General features: G+C 66.6%; 21 protein-coding genes and 2 pseudogenes. 3 read left to right on the forward strand and 20 right to left on the reverse strand.

The features are described 5' to 3' along the window. Positions 1–17: 17 nt before the first annotated feature. A complete protein-coding gene (gene map / locus ACO2TI_RS12415) occupies positions 18–854 on the forward strand; it encodes a type I methionyl aminopeptidase (protein WP_423284722.1) in 837 nt (278 codons plus the stop codon). Positions 855–870: 16 nt separating this feature from the next. After that, the gene (locus ACO2TI_RS12420) at positions 871–3504 is read left to right on the forward strand and encodes a [protein-PII] uridylyltransferase (protein WP_423284723.1); all 2634 of its coding nucleotides are present in this window, start codon (positions 871–873) and stop codon (positions 3502–3504) included. Positions 3505–3790: 286 nt separating this feature from the next. On the opposite strand, the gene ACO2TI_RS12425 is transcribed toward ACO2TI_RS12420, so the two are convergent. The 18 genes and pseudogenes from ACO2TI_RS12425 to ACO2TI_RS12510 form a co-directional block, all read right to left on the reverse strand. Next, complete coding sequence (locus ACO2TI_RS12425) at positions 3791–4042, reverse strand: DUF2274 domain-containing protein (RefSeq protein WP_024100052.1); 252 nt, start codon at positions 4040–4042, stop codon at positions 3791–3793. Further along, positions 4039–5301 (reverse strand): TrbI/VirB10 family protein, encoded by a 1263-nt coding sequence (locus ACO2TI_RS12430; protein ID WP_024100053.1) that lies wholly within the window; start codon positions 5299–5301, stop codon positions 4039–4041. Before ACO2TI_RS12430 ends, ACO2TI_RS12425 begins: the two co-directional genes overlap by 4 nt. Before the next feature lie 2 nt (positions 5302–5303). Beyond that, positions 5304–6293: a P-type conjugative transfer protein TrbG gene (gene trbG, locus ACO2TI_RS12435; protein ID WP_024100054.1), complete on the reverse strand. Its 990-nt coding sequence runs from the start codon at positions 6291–6293 to the stop codon at positions 5304–5306. Then, entirely contained in the window at positions 6290–6994 is a 705-nt protein-coding gene (trbF, locus tag ACO2TI_RS12440) for a conjugal transfer protein TrbF (protein WP_024100055.1), read from the reverse strand. The genes trbG and trbF overlap by 4 nt, the downstream gene beginning before the upstream one ends. 18 nt (positions 6995–7012) lie before the next feature. Then, positions 7013–8356: a P-type conjugative transfer protein TrbL gene (gene trbL / locus ACO2TI_RS12445; RefSeq protein WP_024100056.1), complete on the reverse strand. Its 1344-nt coding sequence runs from the start codon at positions 8354–8356 to the stop codon at positions 7013–7015. Next, positions 8353–8655: a hypothetical protein gene (locus tag ACO2TI_RS12450; RefSeq protein WP_024100057.1), complete on the reverse strand. Its 303-nt coding sequence runs from the start codon at positions 8653–8655 to the stop codon at positions 8353–8355. Before ACO2TI_RS12450 ends, trbL begins: the two co-directional genes overlap by 4 nt. Positions 8656–8666: 11 nt before the next feature. Continuing rightward, positions 8667–9395 carry a P-type conjugative transfer protein TrbJ gene (trbJ, locus tag ACO2TI_RS12455; RefSeq protein WP_024100058.1) on the reverse strand — a complete coding sequence of 243 codons (729 nt, stop codon included), beginning with the start codon at positions 9393–9395 and terminating at the stop codon, positions 8667–8669. Continuing rightward, positions 9392–11851, reverse strand: a complete 2460-nt coding sequence (trbE, locus tag ACO2TI_RS12460; protein ID WP_024100059.1) for a conjugal transfer protein TrbE — start codon at positions 11849–11851, stop codon at positions 9392–9394. The genes trbJ and trbE overlap by 4 nt, the downstream gene beginning before the upstream one ends. Positions 11852–11860: 9 nt before the next feature. Beyond that, entirely contained in the window at positions 11861–12133 is a 273-nt protein-coding gene (locus ACO2TI_RS12465; protein WP_024100060.1) for a VirB3 family type IV secretion system protein, read from the reverse strand. Next, positions 12130–12522 (reverse strand): TrbC/VirB2 family protein, encoded by a 393-nt coding sequence (locus ACO2TI_RS12470; protein ID WP_024100061.1) that lies wholly within the window; start codon positions 12520–12522, stop codon positions 12130–12132. The genes ACO2TI_RS12465 and ACO2TI_RS12470 overlap by 4 nt, the downstream gene beginning before the upstream one ends. Next, positions 12519–13556: a P-type conjugative transfer ATPase TrbB gene (gene trbB / locus ACO2TI_RS12475; protein WP_024100062.1), complete on the reverse strand. Its 1038-nt coding sequence runs from the start codon at positions 13554–13556 to the stop codon at positions 12519–12521. The genes ACO2TI_RS12470 and trbB overlap by 4 nt, the downstream gene beginning before the upstream one ends. Beyond that, positions 13553–14029, reverse strand: a complete 477-nt coding sequence (locus tag ACO2TI_RS12480) for a CopG family transcriptional regulator (protein ID WP_024100063.1) — start codon at positions 14027–14029, stop codon at positions 13553–13555. The genes trbB and ACO2TI_RS12480 overlap by 4 nt, the downstream gene beginning before the upstream one ends. Next, on the reverse strand, positions 14026–16059 hold the full coding sequence (locus tag ACO2TI_RS12485) for a conjugal transfer protein TraG (protein WP_024100064.1): 2034 nt from the start codon (positions 16057–16059) through the stop codon (positions 14026–14028). The genes ACO2TI_RS12480 and ACO2TI_RS12485 overlap by 4 nt, the downstream gene beginning before the upstream one ends. Positions 16060–16281: 222 nt before the next feature. Next, positions 16282–17232: pseudogene (locus tag ACO2TI_RS12490) on the reverse strand (ISL3 family transposase); the annotation flags it as partial. 43 nt (positions 17233–17275) lie between these two features. After that, complete coding sequence (tnpC, locus tag ACO2TI_RS12495) at positions 17276–18856, reverse strand: IS66 family transposase (protein WP_024100066.1); 1581 nt, start codon at positions 18854–18856, stop codon at positions 17276–17278. 64 nt (positions 18857–18920) lie between these two features. Continuing rightward, positions 18921–19253, reverse strand: coding sequence for an IS66 family insertion sequence element accessory protein TnpB (tnpB, locus tag ACO2TI_RS12500; RefSeq protein WP_024100067.1), 333 nt, complete (start codon positions 19251–19253; stop codon positions 18921–18923). A gap of 7 nt (positions 19254–19260) precedes the next feature. After that, on the reverse strand, positions 19261–19695 hold the full coding sequence (locus ACO2TI_RS12505; RefSeq protein ID WP_079280737.1) for a transposase: 435 nt from the start codon (positions 19693–19695) through the stop codon (positions 19261–19263). Between the two features lie 67 nt (positions 19696–19762). Beyond that, positions 19763–20068, reverse strand: a pseudogene (locus ACO2TI_RS12510) (ISL3 family transposase); the annotation flags it as partial. Between the two features lie 152 nt (positions 20069–20220). Between ACO2TI_RS12510 and ACO2TI_RS12515 the strand changes: the two are divergent. After that, complete coding sequence (locus ACO2TI_RS12515) at positions 20221–21201, forward strand: IS5 family transposase (RefSeq protein WP_024100070.1); 981 nt, start codon at positions 20221–20223, stop codon at positions 21199–21201. 129 nt (positions 21202–21330) lie between these two features. Here ACO2TI_RS12515 and ACO2TI_RS12520 read toward each other — a convergent pair whose 3' ends face one another. Both ACO2TI_RS12520 and ACO2TI_RS12525 read right to left on the reverse strand, forming a co-directional pair. Then, entirely contained in the window at positions 21331–21609 is a 279-nt protein-coding gene (locus tag ACO2TI_RS12520) for an EexN family lipoprotein (RefSeq protein WP_024100071.1), read from the reverse strand. Continuing rightward, complete coding sequence (locus ACO2TI_RS12525; RefSeq protein WP_024100072.1) at positions 21606–22550, reverse strand: LysR family transcriptional regulator; 945 nt, start codon at positions 22548–22550, stop codon at positions 21606–21608. Before ACO2TI_RS12525 ends, ACO2TI_RS12520 begins: the two co-directional genes overlap by 4 nt. Between the last annotated feature and the right edge of the window lie 202 nt (positions 22551–22752).

The following is a 22752-nucleotide window of genomic DNA, read 5'->3' on the forward strand; positions in this document are numbered from 1 at the left end:
GTGGGATAATCCCGGGCATGACGATCCCCATCAAGACCGGCGCTGAAATCGAAGGCATGCGCGTCGCGGGCCGCCTGGGCTCCGAAGTCCTGGACATGCTGACGCCCCACATCAAGCCCGGCGTCACCACGCTCGAACTCGACCGCCTCGCGCACGACTACATCGTCAACGTCCAGAAGGCCGTGCCGGCCACGCTGGGCTACCAGCCGCCCGGCTATCCCGCCTACCCGGCATCGCTGTGCGCGTCGGTGAACGAGCAGGTCTGCCACGGCATCCCGAACGAGAAGCCGCTCAAGGACGGCGACATCGTCAACATCGACGTCACGGTGATCAAGGACGGCTGGCACGGCGACAACAGCCGCATGTTCGTGGTCGGCAAGGGCTCGATCGCGGCCAACCGCCTGTGCCAGATCACCTACGAGGCCATGTGGAAGGGCATCGTCAAGGTCAAGCCGGGCGCGCGCCTGGGCGACATCGGCCATGCGATCCAGACCTTCGCCGAGAACCAGGGCTACAGCGTCGTGCGCGAGTTCTGCGGCCACGGCGTGGGCCGCAAGTTCCACGAGGAGCCGCAGGTGCTGCACTACGGCCGCCCCGGCACGCTCGAGACCCTGGTGCCGGGCATGATCTTCACGATCGAGCCGATGATCAACGCCGGCCGCCGCGAGATCAAGGAAGACCGCAAGGGCGGCCATTACGACGGCTGGACCATCGTCACCAAGGACCGTTCGCTGTCGGCTCAGTGGGAGCACACGGTGCTGGTCACCGAGACCGGCTACGAGGTGCTGACGCTGTCGGCCGGCAGCCCGCCGCCGCCGGCCTTCGTGACGGCGCCGGCGGCCCAGGCCGCCTGAGCGCGGCGCGCTCGTCATGGCGGCGGTGATCTCGCCGGTCGATGCCGGCCCGGTGTCCCCTCCCCCTTCGGTGGCCGAACTGCGTGCGCGCCTGCGCGACGGCAAGGCGGCCCTGATCCAGCGCTTTCGCGAGGCGCGGCCGACCGCGCCGGCCACCTCGCAGCTGCTGCGCGGCCTCGCCCACCACGTCGACCTGACGCTGACCGACCTCTGGCTGCACGCCGGCATGCCGCGCGGCGCCACGCTGGTGGCCGTGGGCGGCTACGGGCGCGCGGAGCTGTTCCCGTATTCCGATGTCGACGTGCTGGTGCTGCTGCCGGACGAGAGCTTGCACGCCGCCGACCACGACGCGCAGCAGTCGACCATCAGCGGCTTCATCACCGCCTGCTGGGACATCGGCCTGGAGATCGGCTCGAGCGTGCGCACCGTCAGCGAATGCGTCGCCGAGGCCGAACGCGACGTGACGGTGCAGACCTCGCTGCTCGAGGCGCGTTTCCTCTGCGGCAGCCGGCGCCTGTTCGACCAGTTCCGCCGCGCCCAGGCGCAGGCGATGGATGCGTCCGCCTTCTTTCGCGCCAAGCTGCTCGAGATGCGGCAGCGCCACGTGAAGTACGAGGACACGCCCTACTCGCTCGAGCCCAACTGCAAGGAAAGCCCGGGCGGCCTGCGCGACCTGCAAGTCCTGGTCTGGGTCGCGCGCGCGGCCGGCCTGGGCAAGAACTGGCATGCGATGGCGGCCAACGGCCTGGTCACGGCGTTCGAGGTCAAGCAGCTGCAGCGCAACGAGGGCCTGCTCAAGCTGATCCGCGCGCGCCTGCACGTGGTGGCCGGGCGCCGCGAAGACCGACTGGTGTTCGACCTGCAGACCGCCGTGGCCGAGACCTTCGGCTACCAGAACACGCGCGAGCGCCGCGCCTCCGAGGCGCTGATGCGGCGCTACTACTGGGCCGCCAAGGCGGTGGCGCAGCTCAACCAGATCCTGATGCTCAACATCGAGGAGCGCATCACCGGCTCGGTGGGCGCGCCGATGCGCCCGATCAACGAGAAATTCTTCGACCGCGCCGGCATGCTCGAGGTGGCCAGCGACGATCTCTACGAGCGCGACCGCCACGCCATCCTGGAGACCTTCCTGGTCTTCCAGCAGTCGGTCGGCATCAAGGGCCTGTCGGCGCGGACGCTGCGCGCGCTGTACAACGCGCGCGAGCTGATGGACGCGAAGTTCCGCCGCGACCCGGTCAACCGCGCGCTGTTCATGCAGATCCTGCGCCAGCCCGAGGGGCACACGCACGCGTTCCGGCTGATGAACCAGACCTCGGTGCTCGGCCGCTATCTCTGGGTGTTCCGCCGCATCGTCGGCCAGATGCAGCACGACCTGTTCCACGTCTACACCGTGGACCAGCACATCCTGATGGTGCTGCGCAACGTGCGGCGCTTCTTCATCCCTGAGCACGCGCACGAGTACCCGTTCTGCACCCAGCTCGCGGCCAGCTTCGACAAGCCCTGGGTGCTCTACGTCGCCGCCCTCTTCCACGACGTGGCCAAGGGTCGCGGCGGCGACCATTCGGACCTCGGCGCGGTCGAGGTGCGGCGCTTTTGCCGCGAGCACGGCATCGAGCGCGAGGATGCGCAGCTGATCGAGTTTCTCGTCAAGGAACACCTGACGATGAGCCGCGTCGCGCAAAAGGAAGACCTGGCCGACGCCGCGGTGGTCGAAGGCTTCGCCGCGCGCGTGCGCAACCCGCGCTGGCTGACCGCGCTCTACCTGCTGACCGTGGCCGACATCCGCGGCACCAGCCCCAAGGTCTGGAACGCCTGGAAGGGCAAGCTGCTCGAAGACCTGTACCGCGCCGCGCTGCGTGCGCTGGGCGGCGCGCGGCCCAACCTCGACGCCGAGATCGAGGCGCGCCAGCAGGAGGCGCAGCACGCGCTGAACCTCTACTCGCTGCCGACCGGCATCGAGCAGCCGCTGTGGGCCACGCTCGAGATCAGCTACTTCGCGCGACACGACGCGGCCGACCTCGCCTGGCACGCACGCTCGCTCTACCAGCACGTGGCCTCGCCGACGCCGGTGGTGCGCGCGCGGCTGTCGAGCGTCGGCGAAGGGCTGCAGGTGCTGGTCTACGCACCCGACCGGCAAGACCTGTTCGCGCGCATCTGCGGCTACTTCGACTACGCGCAGTTCAACATCCTCGACGCCAAGGTCCACACCACCAAGACCGGCTACGCGCTCGACACTTTCCAGGTGATCGCGCCGCAGCTCGAGCAAGGCACCGGCGTCAGCTACCGCGACCTGATCTCGCTGGTGGAAACGCAGCTCTTGCAGGCGCTGGTGACGACCAAGGCGCTGCCCGAACCCAGCCGCGGCCGCCAGTCGCGACGCGTGCGCAGCTTCCCGATCACGCCGCGCGTCTCGCTGCGCCCCGACGAGCGAGCGCAACGCTGGCTGCTCAGCGTCTCGACCAGCGACCGCTCCGGCCTGCTTTATGCGATTGCGCGCGTGCTGGCGCGCCACCAGATCAACCTGCAGCTCGCCAAGGTCTCGACGCTCGGCGAGCGCGTCGAGGACACCTTCCTCGTCGACGGCCCCTCGCTGCAGCTCAGCCGCCAGCAGCTCGAGATCGAAAGCGAACTGCTCGACGCGATCGCCTAGAAGAGCAACTCAGTGCAATGAAAAATGTCCGCTGTCAAGCCTTTGATGCGGACAGGCAGCAACATGAAAGGTCTTGTGGGGCAATAGGTTAGGCCAAAAATCGACCGTTGCGCGCTCCTACTGCTTTTTAGGCTAGGTGCCACATAGGCGCTTTGCGGTGGCAAGTGTAGGGGCACTCCGGCGAGCCGGGGCGCATCGCTGTTGTAGCTTCTAGCCTGGTGCAATCCACTCCAAAAGCGAAAGCGCAGCCCGTAGGCTGCGCTTTCGTCGTGATGAACCAACAAAATCAGGCCTGTTTCGGTTGCACGGCCTTCGCCGCCGCCACTGCTCCTTTCCTGAATCCTCGATCCCCAGCCATGAACGCCTCCAGCATGTGCGGGATGAGCGTCGCAGCATCGACCGCCTCGCCGTAGGTCTGCGCGTGCAGCGCGGCGTAGCGGTCGAGGTCGGCCCGCAGGCTGGCCGGACACGCGAAGGTCAGCTTCGTGGACTCCAGTTTCGGCAGTGGCCCGAGCCGCAGCTTCTTGCCCGTGCTCATCGCATCGCCCCCCTGTTGAAGAACATCGGCTGGTACGGTCGCAGCACCAGGTCACGCTTGACGATGATCCGCACCGGCAGGCCCGGCCGCTCGGTCAAGGTCGGCTGGATGTTCATGTTGCGCCGGGTCATCTCCTGGCCGACCTGATTGATGCTGTCCTGCGCGCTGTCGCGCCCCGCGATCACGATGCGGTTGCCGTCCTGCCGGTTCTCCGGCGCGGCCAACTCGGCACCCACGCCCAGTAGCGTCGTCAGCGCCGCGCCGGCGACGATGCGGCTCCAGTGGTAGTCCACGCCATCTTCGAGGCCGGAATAGCCGGCCGGGTCGGTGCCCACAAGGTTGTCGATGGTCAGCGAAGACGTGTCCGGCAGGATGATCCGGTTCCACACCACCTGCACGCGACTCTGCCCGTAGCTGACCTGGCTGTTGTATTTGCCCATGATGCGCGAGCCTTGCGGGATCAGCAGGAACTTGCCTGTGGCCGAGTCATAGACCGGCTCCGTCACCGTGGCGATCACGTCGCCCGGCAAGTCCGACTTGATGCCCGTGACGAGCGCCCCGGCGATCACCGTGCCAGCCATGACCTGATACGGCGATGCCGGCATTTGCAGGTTGCCGGAATTGCGGGTTTCCGTAGAACCGCCTTTCAGGAACGCCTCCTTCTGGTCTTGCCGGTTCTGCGTGGCGGTCGGGTCGGCGGGCTGGGCCGCTGTCGAGGCCGGCCCGGCCGCCAGCGGGTCGAAGGCGCTGCCCGGCGCAGCCGCAGGGGTTTGGGCCGTGGCTGGCGCTGCGGCCTTGCCCTGCTGGCCCGAGCGGAAGAACACCGATGAGGCCGCCGCGGCGTCGGCCTCCTTGCGCAAGGCGTCCTCTGGGTCGTGGCCGGGCGGCGCATAGGTCGGCGTTACCGGCTGCTGCGAGGCCACGATGGCGGGGCCAAGGTCGCCCGGCAGCGGCGGCCCCAGCTCGGGCACCTTCTGCGGCAGCTTCGAGTAGTCCGAAGGCAGGCCGTCCAGCCCTTCGGACTTGCTCACGCGATCGACGTTGTAAAGCTCGGTCTGCTCGCCCGCGCCCCGCCGGTGCGGCTGCAATGACCAGATAGTCGCACCCAGCACGGCGACCGACAGGCCGCCCATGAGCATCGCCAGCGTGCGCCGGTTCAGGCGAGTGACCGGGCGCGGCTGGGCGCGCAGCGCCACCGCCTCGGGCGCGACCTTGCCCGCCTGCGGCGCGGCACGGTCGGGGGTGTCGTCCTTGCTCATGGTCAGTTCCTCCGGGTGCCGTCCGTGCGCTCGATCCGCACCACGTCGCCCTTGTCGCCGCCCAGGCGCAGCTCCGCCGCGCCAAAGAGGCGATCCACGATGTAGTACGGCGCGCGGAAGCGGTAGTTCACCAGTTGCCCGTCGCCCTGCGCACCGATCACGAACAGCGGCGGCAGCTCGCCTTGCGCGATGCCGGCGGGGAACTGGATATAGACCTTCTCGCCGTCATCGAAGGCGCGCAGCGGCTTCCACGGCGGATTGCTGCCGCTGACCGCGTAGCGGAAGCGGATCTTCTCCAGCGACAAGCCGGTATCAACAGGCGCGGCGGTGCTGGCCGCCTGCGCCTGGCGCTGCAAGGCCAGCATCTTGTCCTTCGGGTACTCCCAGGAAACCGAGGCCATCCATGTCTTTTCGGTCGAGGTCAGCTCCAGCAGGTAGGTGCGCCGGCTGGTGGTGATGACCAGATTCGTCTTGAGGCCCGAGCGGATGGGCTTGACCATCACGTTCACGCGCAGCGCATCACCGCTGCCGCTGGACGTGTCGCCCACGATCCAGCGCACCGTGTCGCCCGCGGCGACCGTCACCAGTTCCTCGCCGGGCTGGAGCGCGATCACGGTCACGCGGCCCACGGCCGCATAGACCTGATACAGCGCGCCATCGGTGAAGGGCCACACCTGAATCGCATTGACGTAGCCCTCGCGCGTGGGCGCGATGCGCGCCTCGGCATTGGCACGCGAGACGCGCACAGTTTCGTCGGCCGGTTCCGGCACGGGCTTGGCGGCCTCGGCTTCGGGCAACGGCTTCAACTGCGCCGGCAGCGCCAGCGGCTCGGGCACCTTGACCACTTCCACCGGCGCGGGCGGCTCCGGCAGCGGCTGGGCCTGCACCGGCTCATCGAGCGAGATGGCCGGCGGCGGCTTGCCCTGTGTGGCGCAGCCCGCCAAGGCAACGAGCATCAACGGCAAAGCGTAAAAGCGGAAAGACAGGTTCATGGTTTTGCTCCTTCGGAAGAATCCAGCTCACGGCTCCACGACAGGCCGTTGACGTAGATGCCCAGGGGGTTCTTGCGCAGGCGCTGTTCGGTGCGCGGGGTCTGCTGCACGATGGAAATCACGGCGTTCCAGCGTTCAGTGCCCGCCGCGGCGCCGTTGACGAAGCGCCGTTCCGTCCAGCGCACGTTGAAAGACGTGTCGCTGGCGCGGGTCACGCTGGTTATCTGCACCGTGACGGATTCCTTGCCGATACGCGCGAACGGGTCGTTGGTGCGCGCGTAGTCGTTGAGCACCACGGCGCCCTTGTCGGTGGTGTAGTCGTAGGCGTCGAGCCAGTTCTGGCGCACGACAATGGGGTCGATGGACAGCGAGCGCACCAGCTCGATGAAGCGGCCCAGGTGGTAGGCCACTTGTGCATCGCTGGGCCGGTACGGCGTGGCGGCTTCGCCGACGGCGCGCACTTGGCCCGCGTTGTCCACCTCCACCACGTAGGGCGTGACGATGGATTGCGCGGAGCGCCACACCAGGCCGCCGGCCATCAGCAGCGCCAGCAGCAGGCAGCCGAAAGCCATCAGCCGCCAGTTCTTCGCTTGCACGCGGGACGAACCGATGCGCTCGTCCCACACTTGCGCGGCGGATTGATACGGGGTCGCAGGCTGCGGCGTGTCGGCATAGCGCACCTGCGGGCGTTTGAATCGCATGGGTGTTCTCCTTGAAGATCAGGAATCGGAATCGCGCAGGCTCGGCCCTTGGCTGGAACTGCCGCCGTCGCCACCGCGCAGCGTGTGGGCGGCGGTCGTCGCGGCATGGGTGAGCTGTTGGCGTCGGTGCAGGCGCTTGGCCCAGGCCGGTTGCTCCTGCGGTGCTGACGGCGGCGCATCGCCACTCGCTGGGGACGCGGCTGCTGGCGCATCGGTGCTGAACGCAGCGGCAGCGCGATCGCGGATCGAGCGCGCGCCTTGCGCCACCTTCTGCCCGGCCGCCTGTGCGCCGGTCTTGGCGACGTTGCCCACGCCGGCGGCTGCGCCCTTGAGGCCGCCGCCAGCAGAAGCGGAACCAGCCTGAAACGCGGACTTCGCGCTGCTGGCGGCCCCGGCGGCGGCACGCGCGCCGCTACCGGCCAGCTTGGCGGCAGCCGGGGCCATGCGCGCGCCGGCAGCGACGGCGCCACCAACGCCCGTGGCCGCAGCGCCCACGGCAACGGCGGTGCCGGCCGCGCCCAGCACGGCGCCGGCCATCGCGCCCGCGCCGAGTTGCGGGCCGCCCGATACCAGCCCGGTCGCAATGCCTGGCCCGAAGATGCCCAGCGCCAGCAGGGTCAGCGAGGCCAGCATGACGACGACCGAATGGTCGATGGACGGCTCGGCCGGTTGCACCTGAAACTCGGCGAACAAGCCCGAGCCGATGCCCACGATGACGGCCAGCACCAGCACCTTGATGCCCGACGACACCACGTTGCCCAGCACCTTTTCGGCGAGGAACGCGGTCTTGTTCCAAAGGGCGAACGGCACCAGCACGAAGCCCGCGAGCGTCGTCAATTTGAACTCGATCAGCGTGATGAAAAGCTGGATCGCCAACACGAAGAAGCACAGCAGGACGATCAGCCAGGCGAGGAACATTACGACGATGGGCGTGATGTTCACGAACACCTCGGGAAAGCCCGCCATGTCGCCGATCTGATCGAGGATCGGCGCTCCGGCGTCGATGCCGATCTTGGCCAGCCTTCCCGGATGCAGGAAGTTCTCCATGCTCAAGGTCGAGCCGCTGGCCGTCAGGCCCAGCCCGGCGAAGGAGCGGAACACGATGCCGGCCAGCCAGTTGAAGTTGCCGATGATGTAGGCGAAGGCACCGACGTAGAGCACCTTGCGGATCAGCTTGGCGATCACGTCTTCGCCCTGGCCGGTGGCATGGCTCATCGCCCAGAACAGCCCGGCGATCGTCATGTCGATGACGATCAGCGTGGCGGTCAGAAACGCCACCTCGCCATGCAGCAGGCCAAACCCCGAGTCGATGTAGCGCGAGAACGTATCGAGGAAGCGGTCGATGATGGTTACGTCATTCATGGCGAGTTCTCCTGCCCAGGCCCGTTGTCATCGGCAGCGGGTTCATCGAAGCTGGGTGGGATCGGCGGCAGGTCGGCGAGCGTCTGGTACTCGCCGGGGCCGGCCTTGCCGGAGAGAAAGCGGCGCAGGTCGGCTCGGGCCACCTGCGCGCAGAACGCGCCGCCGTGCTCGCCCGCGCGGCATTGCGCGCGTAGCGCGTGCAGCCGGGACGGGTCGGCGGCCAGCGCGTCCACCGAAGGCGGCCGGCCGCACCCGGCCAACAGGGAAGCGAGAGCGAACAGGACGGGCGCGTTCTTCATGGCCGCACCCGTCAGGGGTTGTAGAAGTTGACGGGCTGCGGCGTGTACGGCGTGCCGCTGCCCAGGAAGCGCCGCGTCACTTCGCGCCCGCGCTCGGTGGCTGCGGCCTGCCGCGCCAGCTCCAGTGCGGTGGCTCGGTCTTGCGTGATCTGGAGCCGCTGCGACTGGATCGACTGCTTGGCCTGCAAGGCGAGCAACTGGTTCATGGCCTGCATCGCCTGCAACGCGCCTTCGGCCGATTGGCTCTTGCCCACGAGGTCGGCCAGCACGGTTTCGTCAACGCCCAGGTTCTGCGACACCTGCGCCTGCATCTGCATGGTGGTCTGCAAGCCGTTGAGCGTGTTCTTCCAACGCTCCTGCGTGTCGCGGTACATCTGGTCGCCACTGACGGTGGCCGCGTACTGCTCGGGGTACAGGCGCGCGAACTCCTGATCCAGATTCGTCACGTCGTAGGCCAAGCCCTTCGCCTGGGCGATCAGCCGCTCGGTCGTCGCCAGGTTGGTGCGCAACTGGCCGACCACGCTGGACGGCAGGCTGGCGAGGTTGCGCGCCTGGTTCATCAGCATCTGCGCTTCGTTCTGGAGCTGCTGGATCTGGTTGTTGATCTGCTCCAGCGTGCGAATCGCGGTCAGCGTGTTCTGCACGAGGTTCGTGGGGTCGATCACGACCCATTGCGCGTGTACGGTGGAAACGGTGCAAAGCATGGCCGCGACGGCAGCGGCGATGAGTCGCTTTTTCATGGCTGGTTCTCCTGTGGGTAGTCGGCGGTACGGAGGAAATCCGGCGTGAGGCCGGAGAACAAGGGCAGCAGGTCAGCCGCCCAATCGAGGCCGCGATGGCGCAGCCAGGCGCCGGCGAAACCGGGGGTACCGGCGTCCAGCCGCACGCGGTCTATGTCGAGCTGGTCTTGCGGCGTGGAAGCGCCTACGAACGCGAGCGCAGCCGCCCCCAGGTCGAGGTCGAACAGGCGGTTTCCGAGGCGGGATTGGTAGTAGTAGTCGCGCTTCGGAACTGCCGTGGCGACGATTTCGATCTGGCGGTTGTTGAGGCCGAAGCCCTGATAGATCGTCTTGATCTGCGGCTCGGTCGCCTGCGGGTTCGGCAGGAAGATGCGGCTCGCGCAGCTTTCGACGATCGCGGGCGCGATGCTCGAATCCTTGATGTCCGCGAGCGACTGCGTGGCGAAGATGACGCTGACGTTTTTCTTGCGCAGCGTCTTGAGCCATTGGCGGATGCGCGCTGCAAACACTGGGTCATCGAGAAACAACCAGGCTTCATCGAGGATCAGCAGCGTGGGCGCACCGTCGAAGCGTTCATCGAAACGCGCAAAGAGGTAATGCAGCACGGCCATGACGGCGGCCTTGCTGTGCATCAGCTCCTCCATCTCGAAACCCTGCACGTCCGCCATGCCCAGCCGGTCGTGGTCGGCGTCCAGCAGCTTGCCGTGTGCGCCGCCCAACACATAGGGCGACAAGGCTTGGCGCAGCGCGTTCGATTGCAGCAGCACTGACAAGCCGGTCATGGTGCGCTGCTCCACCGGCGCACCAGCGAGGCTGCCGAGTGCCGACCAGATAGCCGCCTTCTCGTCCGGGCCGACGGCCACGCCTTCGTGCAGCAAGCGGCCTTCGATCCATTCGGCCGCCCAGGTGCGGTAGCCGTCGCGGTCAATGCGTGCCAACGGCTGGAAGGCGATTTCGCCATCCATGCCCAGGTCGTAGTGCTCGCCGCCCAGCCCGAGAACAGTGGCGCGCATCGAGCGCCCCATATCGAACGCGAAGATGCGCGAGCCGCGATAGCGGCGGAACTGCATCGCCAGCGTGGCAAGCAAGACCGACTTGCCCATGCCCGTCGGGCCGGCGACCAGCGTGTGGCCCACGTCGCCGATGTGCGTCACCAGCCGGAACGGCGTCGCGCCATCGGTGCGGGTGACGATCAGCGGCGGGCCGTCCAAGTGGTCGTTCTTCTCCGGCCCGGCCCATACCGCCGACACCGGCATCATGTGCGCCAGATTGAGGGTCGAGATGATCGGCTGCCGGACATTCGCATAGGCGTTGCCGGGAAGCGAGGACAGCCACGCATCCACGGCATTGAGCGTTTCGGGGATGGTCACAAACCCGCGCCCCTGGATGACGCGCTCCACCATCCGCAGCTTCTCGTCGGCTGCGCCGGCGTCCTCGTCCATGACGGTGACGGTCGCCGTCAGGTAGCCGAAGGCGACTTGATCGCTGCCCAGCTCCTGCAAGGCGGCATCCGCATCGGCGGCCTTGTTGCTGGCATCGGTATCGACCAGCGGGCTTTCCTGCTGGAAGATCGTTTCGCGCAGCAGCGCGATGACGTTCTTGCGCTTGGCGAACCACTGGCGGCGCAGACGCCCCAATTCCCGTTCCGCCTCGGATTTGTCGAGGCACAGAAAGCGCGTACTCCAGCGATACCCAAATCCCAGGCGGTTGAGGTCGTCCAGAATCCCCGGCCAGGTCGAGGTCGGAAAGCCCCGCACCGACACCACGCGCAGGTGCCGGTCGCCCAGCATGGGCGCCAGGCCGCCGACCAGCGGCGAATCAGTCAGTAGCGCGTCGATGTGGAACGGCACTTCGGGCACCGCCAGCCGATCGCGCCGCGTCGATACCGTGGCGTGCAGGTACGTCAGCGTCTGGCTGTCGTCCAGCCAGGAGATTTCCGGCATCACGCCATCGAGCAGATCAAAGACCCGATCCGTCTCCGCCACGAAGGCGGTCAGGCGCTCACGCCAGTCCACGCCCTCGGTGGGCCGGTTCTCGTACAGCATTCCCGCTGCACGGGCACGCGATTCTTCGGGCGGCAGGTACACCAGCGTCAGGTGATAGCCGCTCTCGAAGTGGTTGTCGGATTCCTCGAACGCTGCACGGCGTTCCTCGTCCACCAGCCACGAAAGCGGCTCGGAAAACTCGGAGTGAGGATAGTCGGCGGCGGCGCGGCGCTCGGCCTCGATGAACAGCGCCCAGCCCGAACCCAGCCGGCGCAGCGCGTTGTTCAAGCGCGCCGACGTGGCGATCAGCTCGCCTTGCGTGGCGCTGTCGAGGTCAGGACCGCGAAACCGGGCCGTGCGCTGGAAACTGCCGTCCTTGTTCAAGACGACACCCGGCGCGACCAGCCCGGCCCAGGGCAGCCAGTCGGCGAGCAGCGTGGGCCGCTGGCGGTATTCGGCGAGGTTCAGCATGGCATCACCTCACACGTCCAGCAGCGGGCGATGCTTGACGTGCCGCGCGAAGACCTGCATGAACTGCGGATCGACGCGCGCCCCCCAAACCGCCAGCGCATGGCCGACGATCCAGAGCACGGCACCGGGAATCCAGAGTTGCAGGCCCAGCCCGACAGCGGCGGCCAGCGTGCCGTTGGCGATCGCCACGGTGCGCGGTGCGCCGCCCAGCAAGATCGGCTCGGTGAGCGAGCGATGCAAAGGCACCTCGAACCCTGCCGCGAAGCTGTCCGGGCCGCTCATACGACAGCCCCGCCGGAGAAGCTGAAGAACGACAGGAAGAAGCTCGAAGCCGCGAACGCGATGGACAGGCCGAACACGATCTGGATCAGTTTGCGGAAGCCGCCCGACGTGTCGCCGAAGGCCAGCGCGAGGCCCGTGGCGATGATGATGATGACCGCGACGATGCGCGCCACCGGCCCTTGGATCGACTCCAAGATCGACTGCAGCGGCCCTTCCCACGGCATCGAGGAACCTGCGGCCTTTGCCGTCCCGGCCATGAACAGCATTACCGCAGCCATCATCATTCCCTGCTGTGCAGGGCGAGCCAGGCGGCGCAGTCGGGCAAGGCCGGACAGGCGCGAAGGCGGATTTACGGAAATACGGAAAGCAGGAACGTGCATCTGCGTCATGGCAGTTCTCCAGGGTGGTTGAGGGACGGGGAAGAAAGGTCGGACTGCGATGGCAGCTCGGGAAACGGCGCGGCCAGAGCGTCCGCCAGTTGGTAGCCCACGCCATCGAAGCCGACGACGCGGGCGATGCTCTCGATGCGGCGCTTGCGCCCGCGCCCGGCGATATGGATCACCACGTCCACGGCTTCGGCGATCAGCGCACGGGGCGGGTTCACCGCCACTTCGAGAATCAGTTGCTCCATGCGCAGCAGCGCGCCCAGCGCGGAGCCTGCGTGGATCGTGGCGATGCCGCCGGGGTGGCCGGTGCCCCACACCTTGATGAGATCCAGCGCCTCGGGGCCGCGCACCTCGCCGACGACGACGCGATCCGGCCGCAGACGCATGGATGAGCGCACCAGCTCGGTCATGGACACCACGCCGGAACGCGTGCGCAGCGGAACGTGGTCGCGGGCCGCGCATTGCAGCTCCACCGTGTCTTCGAGCACTAGCACGCGGTCGCCGGTAGCGGCGATTTCAGCGAGCAAGGCATTGGCGAGCGTGGTCTTACCGCTGCTGGTGGCCCCGGCGATCAGGATGTTCTTGCGCTCGCGCACCGCGCGAACGAGAAAGGCCGCCTGGGCGGCGGTCATCATTCCGTCCACGACGTACCGCTCCAGCGGGATCACGCCGATGGCGCGCTTGCGCAGCGCAAAGGCAGGCCCCGGCGCGGCGGGCGGCAAGATGCCCTCGAAGCGTTCGCCGGTTTCGGGCAGCTCGGCGGATAGCAGCGGCTGGCCGCGATGCACCTCCGCGCCGACGTGAGCCGCGACTAGGCGGATGATTCGCTCGCCATCCGCTTCGGGCATTTCCACGCCCATCGGCGCGCGGCCCGAGGACAGGCGATCCACCCAAAGGGTGCGATCCGGGTTGAGCATGATTTCCACCACGTCGGGGTCTTCGAGCGCGGTGGCGATCAGCGGCCCCATTGCCGTGCGCAGCATCTGGATGCGCCGGTCGAGCGACGTGGCGCTCATGGATTGGGGAACTGCGCTCATGACGCACGCTCCTGCGCTTCTGTGGCTGCCGCCGCGTCCTCCATCCGTACCGGATCAGGATGCAGTTCTTCCACTACGTCACGCACGAGGCTTCGCCCGCGCAGCAGGTGGCGACCAAGCTGCTCCACGAACTGCTCGAAGCGCGCTTTGCCCTGGGCGCGCGCTGCCTCTTGGTGCGCCTCGGGAACCGGCATGCTGACCGTGAGGTAGTAGCGGATGAACAGCGCCAGCGTTTCGATGGCGATGTTCTGGTCGCGCTCCATACGCTCGGCCTGGCGCGACAGGCGATCCAGCCGCTTGGCGATGGCCGCCTCGCGCTGGTCGGCGGCATCGGGCGACAGCCAGGACGCCAAGGCGGCAGCGACGATGCTGGATTTGGACACGCCTTTCTTGGCGGCCAGTTCGTCGAGCCGCTGGGCGTGCTCGGGCTGGATAAAGAGATTCAGGCGATAACTTGAACGATGTGGGCTCATAGTTCGATTCCATCGTTGGGGTCGAGGGATGCCAGCCGGGCCGTGCGCTGCATGGCCGTATCGAGCTGGCGAGGAAGGGGAAGCGGCAGGTCGTCGTCGTCATCGAGCAGCCCGAGGTCGGCCGCGGGTGCGGCTTGCTCGGGGTCGTAGGCGACGGCCTCAGTTAGCTCGGGCTGGCGGCGCGGGCCGCCGTCGTCGGCCGTTCCCAGGTGCTCCAGGCCATCGGCGGATGCCGTGGCCGGTGCGGCAGGCGTCGGCGGAATCGCCAGGCCACTCCAGTCGTCAGCGCGTGCCGGAGGAACATCGGCATAGCGCCCTGGACTGGACGCTGTGGCGAGCGCAGGCGGCGACAGAACGCGCCGCTTGAAGTTGGCGTCGGCGTAGTAGCGCAGCTTCTTGGCCCTGATCGGCGCCACGCTCGACACCATCACCACGGCTTCGTCGGGTGGTAGCTGCATGACTTCGCCCGGCGTGAGCAGCGGGCGGGCCGTTTCCTGCCGCGACACCATGAGGTGCCCCAGCCACGGCGCGAGGCGATGGCCCGCGTAGTTGCGCTGCGCGCGCAGCTCGGTCGCGGTGCCCAGCGTCTCGGAAATGCGCTTGGCCGTGCGTTCGTCGTTGGTGGCGAACGTCACGCGCACATGGCAGTTGTCGAGGATCGAATGGTTCTGCCCATACGCCTTGTCGATCTGGTTGAGCGACTGCGCGATGAGGAAGCTGCGGATGCCGTAGCCCGCCATGAAGGCCAAGGCCGTCTCGAAGAAGTCCAGGCGCCCGAGCGCCGGAAACTCATCGAGCATCAGCAGCAGCTTGTGGCGGCGCTCGATGCCATCGCTGCCGTCGAGTGATTCGGTGAGCCGCCGCCCGATCTGGTTGAGGATCAAGCGGATCAGCGGCTTCGTGCGCGAAATGTCCGAAGGCGGCACTACGAGGTACAGCGATACCGGGTGCTCGGCGGAAATGAGGTCTGCAATGCGCCAGTCGCAGCGCGACGTGACTTCGGCCACCGTAGGGTCTCGGTACAGGCCGAGGAACGACATGGCGGTGGACAGCACGCCCGAGCGCTCGTTGTCGCTCTTGTTGAGCACTTCGCGCGCCGCAGAGGCCACCACCGGATGCGGGCTTCCACCGTTCCCGTTCATCAGGTGGGGCGTGGTCATCATCCGGTGCAGGGTCAGCTCGAAGGGACTGGCCGGATCGGAGAGGAAGTTGGCGACGCCGCGCAGCGTCTTGTCTTCGCCCGCATACAGAACATGCAGGATGGCGCCCACCAGCAGCGCGTGCGAAGTCTTCTCCCAATGGTTGCGCTTCTCCAGCGCGCCTTCGGGATCGACCAGAATGTCCGCGATGTTCTGCACGTCGCGCACCTCATGCGCGCCGCGCCGCACCTCCAGCAGCGGGTTGTAGGCCGCCGACTTCGCATCCGTGGGGTTGAACAGCAGGCAATGCGAGAAGCGCGAGCGCCAGCCGGCGGTGATCTGCCAGTTCTCGCCCTTGATGTCATGGACGACGGCGGACGCGGGCCAGGAAAGCAGCGTTGGCACCACCAGGCCGACACCCTTGCCGCTGCGCGTCGGCGCGAAGGTCAGGACGTGTTCCGGGCCTTCGTGGCGCAGGTACTGGCGGTCGTGCTGGCCGAGGAACACGCCGGCCGGCTGCGTGAGGCCCGCCTTGCGAATGTCCTCCGCGTTGGCCCAGCGGGCCGAGCCGTAGGTGGTGACGAGGCGTGATTGGCGCGAGCGCCAGATCGACATGCCGATGGCGACCAGCACAGCGACAAGGCCGCTGCCGCCGGCAAACGCACCGCCGATGTCGAAAACACGGGGCGCGTAGGCGTCGAAGAAGAACCACCACTCGAACAACCGCCACGGGTGGTAGATCGGCGTACCCAGGAAATCAAACCAGGGCGAGCCAAGGCGTAGCTGATAGCCCAGAGCGGCGGCTGTCCATTGCGTGGCGCTCCAGACGCCAGCGATCACGATGCCGAATACCACGGCGATCTGACCGAACAGTACGTTCGTCCCTTGCATGACCTTGCCTCCGATTTCTCCTGCGCTGATTCCTCATGGGAAAAGCGGCACAAGGGCGTGCCGCAGGCGTCAGGATCGGTGTCAGGTCAGTGCCGGTCAAAGACCGTTTCAGGCAGAAAGATCGAGCAAAAGGAAAGAATTCGTGAAGCGGCGAGTCAAAGAAAAACGCCACAAGAACTGGCGCATTGCGGCGTGTTGAGAAAAATAAGGCTCTGTTGAATTTCAAGTGGGTTGCGGGGCATGAGGATTGATGGCCTGGAAGTCGAGCTTGCCGGCGATCAGGAAGATGACGGTTCTGATGGTGGCCAGGCGCACGAAGCCACGGGCGCGGCGCTTGGCGGCCTGGAACAGGCCGTTGATGGCCTCCAAGAAGCCGTTGGTCTGGCGGGTCTGCGCCCAGGCGACGATGCCCTCCAGGTGGCGACGCACGAGCGCGGCCACCTCCTTCATCGGTTCAACCTTGGAGTGCATGACGCAAGTGCACCAGTGCTGGAGCATGGTGCGCACGACGTTGATCTGCTTGCGCTCGAGGATCTCTCGCAGCTGCTCCTTGTAGACCCAGGCGCGGGCCGTGCGCACCGTGGTCATTCTGGCGATCAAGGCGTCCAGATCGGCGGCGGCCTCGGGCCTGAGGCGGCTGCGATCCTTCAGCAGCGACCAGCGCAGACCCTTGAGCGACTTGTCGCTGCGCTGCTCGATGCGGCGCATCTTGTCCACCGCCGCACTGGCATGCCAGACAACGTGGAACTTGTCGAAGGTGATGCGGGCGTTGGGCAGGAACTCAGTGCAGCCCTTGATGAAGGCGGGTGACATGTCGATGCTCACCGAGGTGATCTGCTCGGCCGGGCAGCCGTGCGCAGCAAGGTCCGCTGCCAGCGCTTGGAGCGTCTTGGCGTCACGGCCCTCGGTGACGAACAGCACCCGGCGTGCGGCGGCGTCGGCAGCCAAAGTGGCGTAGTCGTGGCCTCGGGCACGCGAGGTCTCGTCGATGGCCAGAGCCGTGACCTGGCTGAAGTCGGCCAGGCCCAGGGCGATCTCAACGTAGCGCTCGCACACGGCCATCACCCGGTGGGCCGACTCGCCCACGATGCGCGCCACGGCGGCAAACGGCATCTGCTGCGCCAGCATCAGGATCAGCGCCTCGAACAGCAGCGTGAAGGTATCCGTCCGGCCAACTCACCTGGACGGATTTGCATTCCTTTGATCTGGCGCGCTGCTACGGGGCTGCCGCAAGCTTCCAGCGATGCGGCAGCAACTCATCAATGCGGCTGGCCGGGTGCGTGGGCAGGCGCTCCAACACGTTCTTGATGTAGGCGTAGGGCTCATGCCCGTTGATGCGCGCCGAGTGCAGCAGGCTCATGATGGCCGCCGCCCGCTGGCCTGCGCGCAGGCTGCCGGCGAACAGCCAATTCGAGCGGCCGATGGCGATGGGCCGGATCTGGTTCTCCACCCAGTTGTTGGAGATCGGCACATCGCCGTCCTGCACGAAGCGCGTGAGTTGCGTCCAGCGCTTGAAGCTGTAGTCGATGGCCTTCATCGTGGCCGAGCCCGGCGGCACCAACTGCCGCTGTCTGAGCAACCAGCGATGCAAGACCGCTAGCACCCGACGTGACTTGCGCTGCCGTATCTTCCTTCGCTCATCGCCAGGCAGTTCCTCGATCTCGCGCTCGATCCTGAACAGCACCTGGAAGTAGCGCAGCGCTTGGTGGCCGACCGCGCTGGCGTGGTTGGCCCACAGGTCGTTGAATTTCCTGCGCGCGTGCGCCATGCATTGCGCCGATGTCACGCCCTTGGTCGTCGTGGCGGTGTAGCCGCCAAAGCCGTCGGTAACCAGCGTTCCCTGCCAGGCTCGCGGGGTGTCGAGCTTGAGGAACTGCTGAACGTTCTCGCCGCTGCGGCCCTCGGTGAACTGGAAGACCACGGCCTTCGTCGCGTTCAAGCTCGTGGTGCAGTACGACCAGATGTAGGCCTTGTGCGTCTTGCCGTCGCTCAGGTGCTTGGGCTTGAGCATGGCCACCGGCGTCTCGTCGGCGTGCAGCACCGCATGGCGGCGCAACTCGTCGGCCAGCGCGTTGACCAGCGGCTGCAATTGCGCCCCGCACTCGCCGACCCACTGCGCCAGCGTCGAGCGGGCGATCAGGTGGCCGGCGCGCTCGAAGATGGCTTCCTGGCGGTACAGCGGCAGGTGATCCAGGAACTTGGCAACCAGCAGGTGCGCCAGCAGGCCGGCGCTCGGGATGCCCTTGTCGATGACGTGTGCCGGCACCGGCGCCTGAACAATCCGCTCGCAGCAGCGGCATGCCCACTTGCCACGCACATGGCGCTCGACGCTGAACACGCCGGGCTGGTAGTCCAGCCGCTCGGCCACGTCCTCGCCGAAGCGCTGCAGGGGCTGCCCGCAATTGCAGGTGGTGTCCACCGGCTCGTGCAGCACGTCGCGGCGCGGCAGATGCGCTGGCAACGGGGTGCGCTTGGGCGTCTTCTTCTCGGTCTTGTCCTTGGCCTTGTCGTCGGCCTGGCCCTGCTCGCGTTCGATCTCCCGTTCGAGTTCGGCCAGGTCGGCGTCCAGCGTCTCCTCCAGCAGACTCCTTTGCTCGGGTGCCAGGCTGGCAGCGAAGCGTTCGCTGGTGGCGGCGAACTTCATCCGCTTGAGCACGGCCATCTCGTGCGTGAGCTTGTCGATGAACGCCTGCTTGAAGGCGATCTCGGCGTCGCGCTGCTGGATCTGCGCCAGCAGCGACTGCACGGCCTGGCGCATCTGCGGCTGCAGGGTGTCCAGTTGCTCGGCGCTGATCATGGACGTGATCCTGCCGCGCCGAAGCGCCCTGCGCATCGGCACATCCGGCAATTGCAAGGGTGGTTCAGATCACACGGATGATCCCCGCATCGCCCAGCCGCTGCCAGGGCAGGCCCAGCACCAGGGCATCGAACTGCGGCCGCGTCAGCTGCAGCGTGGCGCTGGCGTCGGCGGGCCAGACGAACTTGCCGGCGTTGAGCCTGCGAGCGGCCAGCCACACGCCGATGCCGTCGTGCACCAGCACCTTCATGCGGTTGGCGCGCCGATTGGCGAAGAGGTAGGCATGGTTCGGGTGCGCAGCGCCGAAGACGCCGACCACGCGGGCGAGTGCGGCCTCGGTGCCCAGGCGCATGTCCAGGGGCTGTACGGCCAGCCACACAGCATCGACCTTGATCATGCGCGTCTCAAGCCAGTACGTCGCGCAGCCAGGCGGCGCTGCGCGCGTCCATCGGCAGGCTGGCGCTGACACTGGTGGTGCCGCGGCGGATCTCCACCGTGACGCGTTCGGATGCCGAGGGGGCAGCGCTCGGCTCGGGCGCGGCAGGTGTTCGATCACCGAAGTCGGCCAGCGTCACCGGCACGAATGCGGGTGGGCTCATGGCGGCCTGGGTGCGCGTCGCCGCGGATGCATCGTCGGCCATCTCCGACTCGCGCACCCAGCGTCGCAGCATGTTCGCGTTCAGGCCGTTGGCAAGCGCCACTGCGGCGACCGAGCCATGGCCTTGGCGGGCCATCGCGATGACATGCGACTTGAACTCATCGCAGTGCCGCCGCCAGCTCCGCTTGGGTGGCCGCGCCACACCGGGATCGGGTTGGGAAGTGTCCATGTGTCCACGCATTTGTTCGTGGACACAAGCATCCAGGGCCGGCTGCGGCAATTCAAGGTGGGTTGGCCGGACGGTTACGCGTGAAGCCCGACAGGCGCCCGGCAAAGTCCGGCTCGACCAGGCGCACCGAGCCGTTGGGCAGCTTGACACGAGGCGTGCGCACCTGCAGGTGGCATTCGTGCTGGAAGAAGTTCAGGTGCCGATAGGTCTTGGTCACGGTGTCGTGCACCGGGTGCGCACCTTCGTGTCCGGAGATCGTGAAGCGCGTGCCCGGCTTGAAGTCGATCAGCACCGTCAGCACCTTGGCCGCTTCGTCGAACTCCACCGTGTCCACCACCCAGGGCTGGGCAATCCCCAGCGCCACCTCAAACAGCTTGGCCGTCATCACTGCCCCCCGCTTCTATGCCCACCAAGGCCCAAGATTACCCACTCGGAATTCAAGAGAGGCAAAAATAATGAGGTGATGCGGCTAAGGAAGGTCTGAACAAGTGCATGTTTCTTGCATGAGGCACAGGGTCACGCAGCGGAGCCACATCGATGAGCCAGATCAGTTTCTCGGACGCGGAGCAAGCGGGCAAGAGGAAGAAGACGCGGCGCGAAGTCTTCCTCGGCGAGATGGAAGTGGTGGTGCCGTGGAAGGCGCTGCTCAAGGTGATCGAGCCGCACTACCCGGTGGCGGGTCGGGGCCGCAGGCCGTATCCGCTGGAGGCGATGCTGCGAGTGCACCTGATGCAGAACTGGTTCGCGCTGAGCGATCCGGCGATGGAAGAGGCGCTGTACGAGATCGCCTCGCTGCGCACGTTTGCCGAGCTGGATCTGGCGGCGATCCCTGACGAGACGACGATCCTAAACTTCCGCCACCTGCTGGAGGCCAACGACCTGGCCGAGGACATCCTCAAGACGGTCAACGCGCACCTGGCCCGCAAAGGCCTGCTGCTCAAGCGCGGCAGCATCGTGGACGCCACGATCATCGCCGCGCCGAGTTCGACCAAGAACGCCGAGGGTGGGCGCGACCCCGAGATGCACCAGACCCGCAAGGGCAAGCAGTGGCACTTCGGCATGAAGGCGCACATCGCGGTGGATGCCGACAGTGGTCTGGTTCACACGGTCACCACCACGGCGGCCAACGAGTCCGACGTCGAACAGATCGGCGATCTGCTGCATGGCAAGGAACAAGACGTGTGGGCCGACTCGGGCTACCGGGGCGCGCAGCGCCGAGTGACCCGAGATGATCGGCACTGGCACATCGCCGGCCGGCCCAGCGACATGGCCAAGCTGCCCGAGGGGCGTGCGAAGCAGAGGCTCAGGAAGCAGGAGTACCGCAAGGCCAGCGTGCGCGCAAAGGTCGAGCACCCGTTTCGGGTCATCAAGTGGCAGTTCGGGCTGGTGAAGGTCAGGTTCCGGGGGTTGGCGAAGAACACGGCCCACGTGGTCACCCTCTTCGCGCTGTCGAACCTGTGGATGGCGCGCAAGAAGTTGATGGCGATGGTGGGAGTCGTCCGCCTGCAGATGGCATGACGCACGAACAACGCGGCGCGATGCGCCCAAAATCCTCGAAGCGCCGGCACTCTTCCGGGCCGAACCAGTTCGCACGGCTCAATGCCATCGCGTTCTTGCCCTGTTCAGACCTTCCCTAACCGCCAACAGTCAGAACTTCGGCGATTCTTTCGGTGGCGCGTACGGGGTTTCGCCGTCGCCATAGAACCGCTTGCGCGTGGCTTCGGCGACCCGGTTGCACAGAAGGTCACCCAACTTGGGGCGGCCGGCTTTGCATTGCCGCCGCAGCTCCTTGAGCCGTTCGGGGTTGGCTGCCAGTTCTTCCACCGTTGGAATGCTGACCTCTGAGACGGCGGCCTTTTGAGGCGTCTCGGACTGGCCGCAGGCTGTCAGGGCTGCCACGAACAGGAAGGGGATGATCTTCTTCACGGCCTCGGTTCCTCCGGTGGATCGGGATGGAGGTCCGGTATGGGCCCGGGCGACTCCGGTGACTCGACGGCCTGCACGCGCTCAATGAACCGCGCCAGCACATCGGACGAGTTGCCTTCGAGACGCAGCAGGTAAGTTGTCAAAGGCGGCACGCGCGATGCCAACGGCCGGGCCACGACGCCAGGCTCGCGATTGGCAGCAATGCGTGCGGCGCCGACCAGTCCCAGCGCGAAGCCGGCTGATACCAGGGCCATCATCAGGTCAGTGGATGCCACCCGCTCTGCAATCAGTGGCTCCATATCCGCGCGGCGTAGCACCCGCTCAACGTGCTTGGCATGGCCTTCACATGCCTGTGGATCGCACAAGACCAACGGATAGCGCAAAAGTTCGTCTAAAGGAATGCGCTTATGTGCCAGTAGGGGGTGCCGAGCGGGCACTGCCACTATCAGCGCATCGCTCCAAGCGGGCACGGAAACGATGCCATTGCCAACTTCGTTGGACTGGGCGAACCCTACGTCATAGAGATCGTCATGTAGCCCTTTGATCTGCTGCGACAGCGGCACCTCGAAGAGGCGAATCTCGACCTCAGGTTCTTCTTGGCGACAAAGTACAAGCAAAGCGGATAGGCGCGACAGCGTGATACCGTCGGACAGAGCCACGCGCAGTTGCCTGTGAAAGCCATTGGCTGCCGCTTTCACGCTGTCACGCGCTTGTTCCAAGGCAGCAAACACGCGACGCACGTGCTCAAGGAACAGATTCCCGGCTCGGGTTAGCCGCGTGCTGCGTGTGGTGCGAGCAAACAAAATCACGCCTAGTTCTTCTTCCAGTTCCTTGATGGCGCGCGATAGCGGCGACTGCTCGATATACAATCGCTCGGCGGCGCGGGCGAAGTGGAGTTCTTCGGCCACAGCCAGAAAGCAGCGCAAATGACGAAGTTCCATATCCCGTTCCTCACTAGGTGACTGGCAAAGCCTTGTGGTGATGCATGGCCGAGTGACCTGCCCCAACGCGCGCATTGCCTTCGATAAGTTCTACTTCGTTGCCCACGCCACAAGCGATGTTGACTAGACGCCTCACCTTGGACAGAAGATCGAACCGGATCTCGAGGGCTCATGCTGGGCGTTGATCAGAGACCGCATCCGC

Source organism: Caldimonas sp. KR1-144 (assembly GCF_049446155.1).
In the GTDB taxonomy this organism is placed as follows: Bacteria; Pseudomonadota; Gammaproteobacteria; order Burkholderiales; family Burkholderiaceae_C; genus Rivibacter.

Excerpts from the sequence above, each read along its gene's own strand:
- ACO2TI_RS12525 (WP_024100072.1), bottom strand. The coding sequence starts at position 22,550 with ATGGAACTTCGTCATTTGCGCTGCTTTCTGGCTGTGGCCGAAGAACTC.
- tnpC (WP_024100066.1), bottom strand. The coding sequence starts at position 18,856 with ATGATCAGCGCCGAGCAACTGGACACCCTGCAGCCGCAGATGCGCCAG.
- trbJ (WP_024100058.1), bottom strand. The coding sequence starts at position 9,395 with ATGAAAAAGCGACTCATCGCCGCTGCCGTCGCGGCCATGCTTTGCACC.
- trbB (WP_024100062.1), bottom strand. The coding sequence starts at position 13,556 with ATGAGCGCAGTTCCCCAATCCATGAGCGCCACGTCGCTCGACCGGCGC.
- ACO2TI_RS12480 (WP_024100063.1), bottom strand. The coding sequence starts at position 14,029 with ATGAGCCCACATCGTTCAAGTTATCGCCTGAATCTCTTTATCCAGCCC.
- ACO2TI_RS12470 (WP_024100061.1), bottom strand. The coding sequence starts at position 12,522 with ATGACGCAGATGCACGTTCCTGCTTTCCGTATTTCCGTAAATCCGCCT.
- ACO2TI_RS12420 (WP_423284723.1), top strand. The coding sequence starts at position 871 with ATGGCGGCGGTGATCTCGCCGGTCGATGCCGGCCCGGTGTCCCCTCCC.
- ACO2TI_RS12450 (WP_024100057.1), bottom strand. The coding sequence starts at position 8,655 with ATGAAGAACGCGCCCGTCCTGTTCGCTCTCGCTTCCCTGTTGGCCGGG.
- map (WP_423284722.1), top strand. The coding sequence starts at position 18 with ATGACGATCCCCATCAAGACCGGCGCTGAAATCGAAGGCATGCGCGTC.
- ACO2TI_RS12425 (WP_024100052.1), bottom strand. The coding sequence starts at position 4,042 with ATGAGCACGGGCAAGAAGCTGCGGCTCGGGCCACTGCCGAAACTGGAG.
- trbE (WP_024100059.1), bottom strand. The coding sequence starts at position 11,851 with ATGCTGAACCTCGCCGAATACCGCCAGCGGCCCACGCTGCTCGCCGAC.
- ACO2TI_RS12505 (WP_079280737.1), bottom strand. The coding sequence starts at position 19,695 with ATGCGTGGACACATGGACACTTCCCAACCCGATCCCGGTGTGGCGCGG.
- tnpB (WP_024100067.1), bottom strand. The coding sequence starts at position 19,253 with ATGATCAAGGTCGATGCTGTGTGGCTGGCCGTACAGCCCCTGGACATG.
- ACO2TI_RS12465 (WP_024100060.1), bottom strand. The coding sequence starts at position 12,133 with ATGAGCGGCCCGGACAGCTTCGCGGCAGGGTTCGAGGTGCCTTTGCAT.
- ACO2TI_RS12430 (WP_024100053.1), bottom strand. The coding sequence starts at position 5,301 with ATGAGCAAGGACGACACCCCCGACCGTGCCGCGCCGCAGGCGGGCAAG.
- trbL (WP_024100056.1), bottom strand. The coding sequence starts at position 8,356 with ATGAATGACGTAACCATCATCGACCGCTTCCTCGATACGTTCTCGCGC.
- trbG (WP_024100054.1), bottom strand. The coding sequence starts at position 6,293 with ATGAACCTGTCTTTCCGCTTTTACGCTTTGCCGTTGATGCTCGTTGCC.
- trbF (WP_024100055.1), bottom strand. The coding sequence starts at position 6,994 with ATGCGATTCAAACGCCCGCAGGTGCGCTATGCCGACACGCCGCAGCCT.
- ACO2TI_RS12485 (WP_024100064.1), bottom strand. The coding sequence starts at position 16,059 with ATGCAAGGGACGAACGTACTGTTCGGTCAGATCGCCGTGGTATTCGGC.
- ACO2TI_RS12515 (WP_024100070.1), top strand. The coding sequence starts at position 20,221 with ATGAGCCAGATCAGTTTCTCGGACGCGGAGCAAGCGGGCAAGAGGAAG.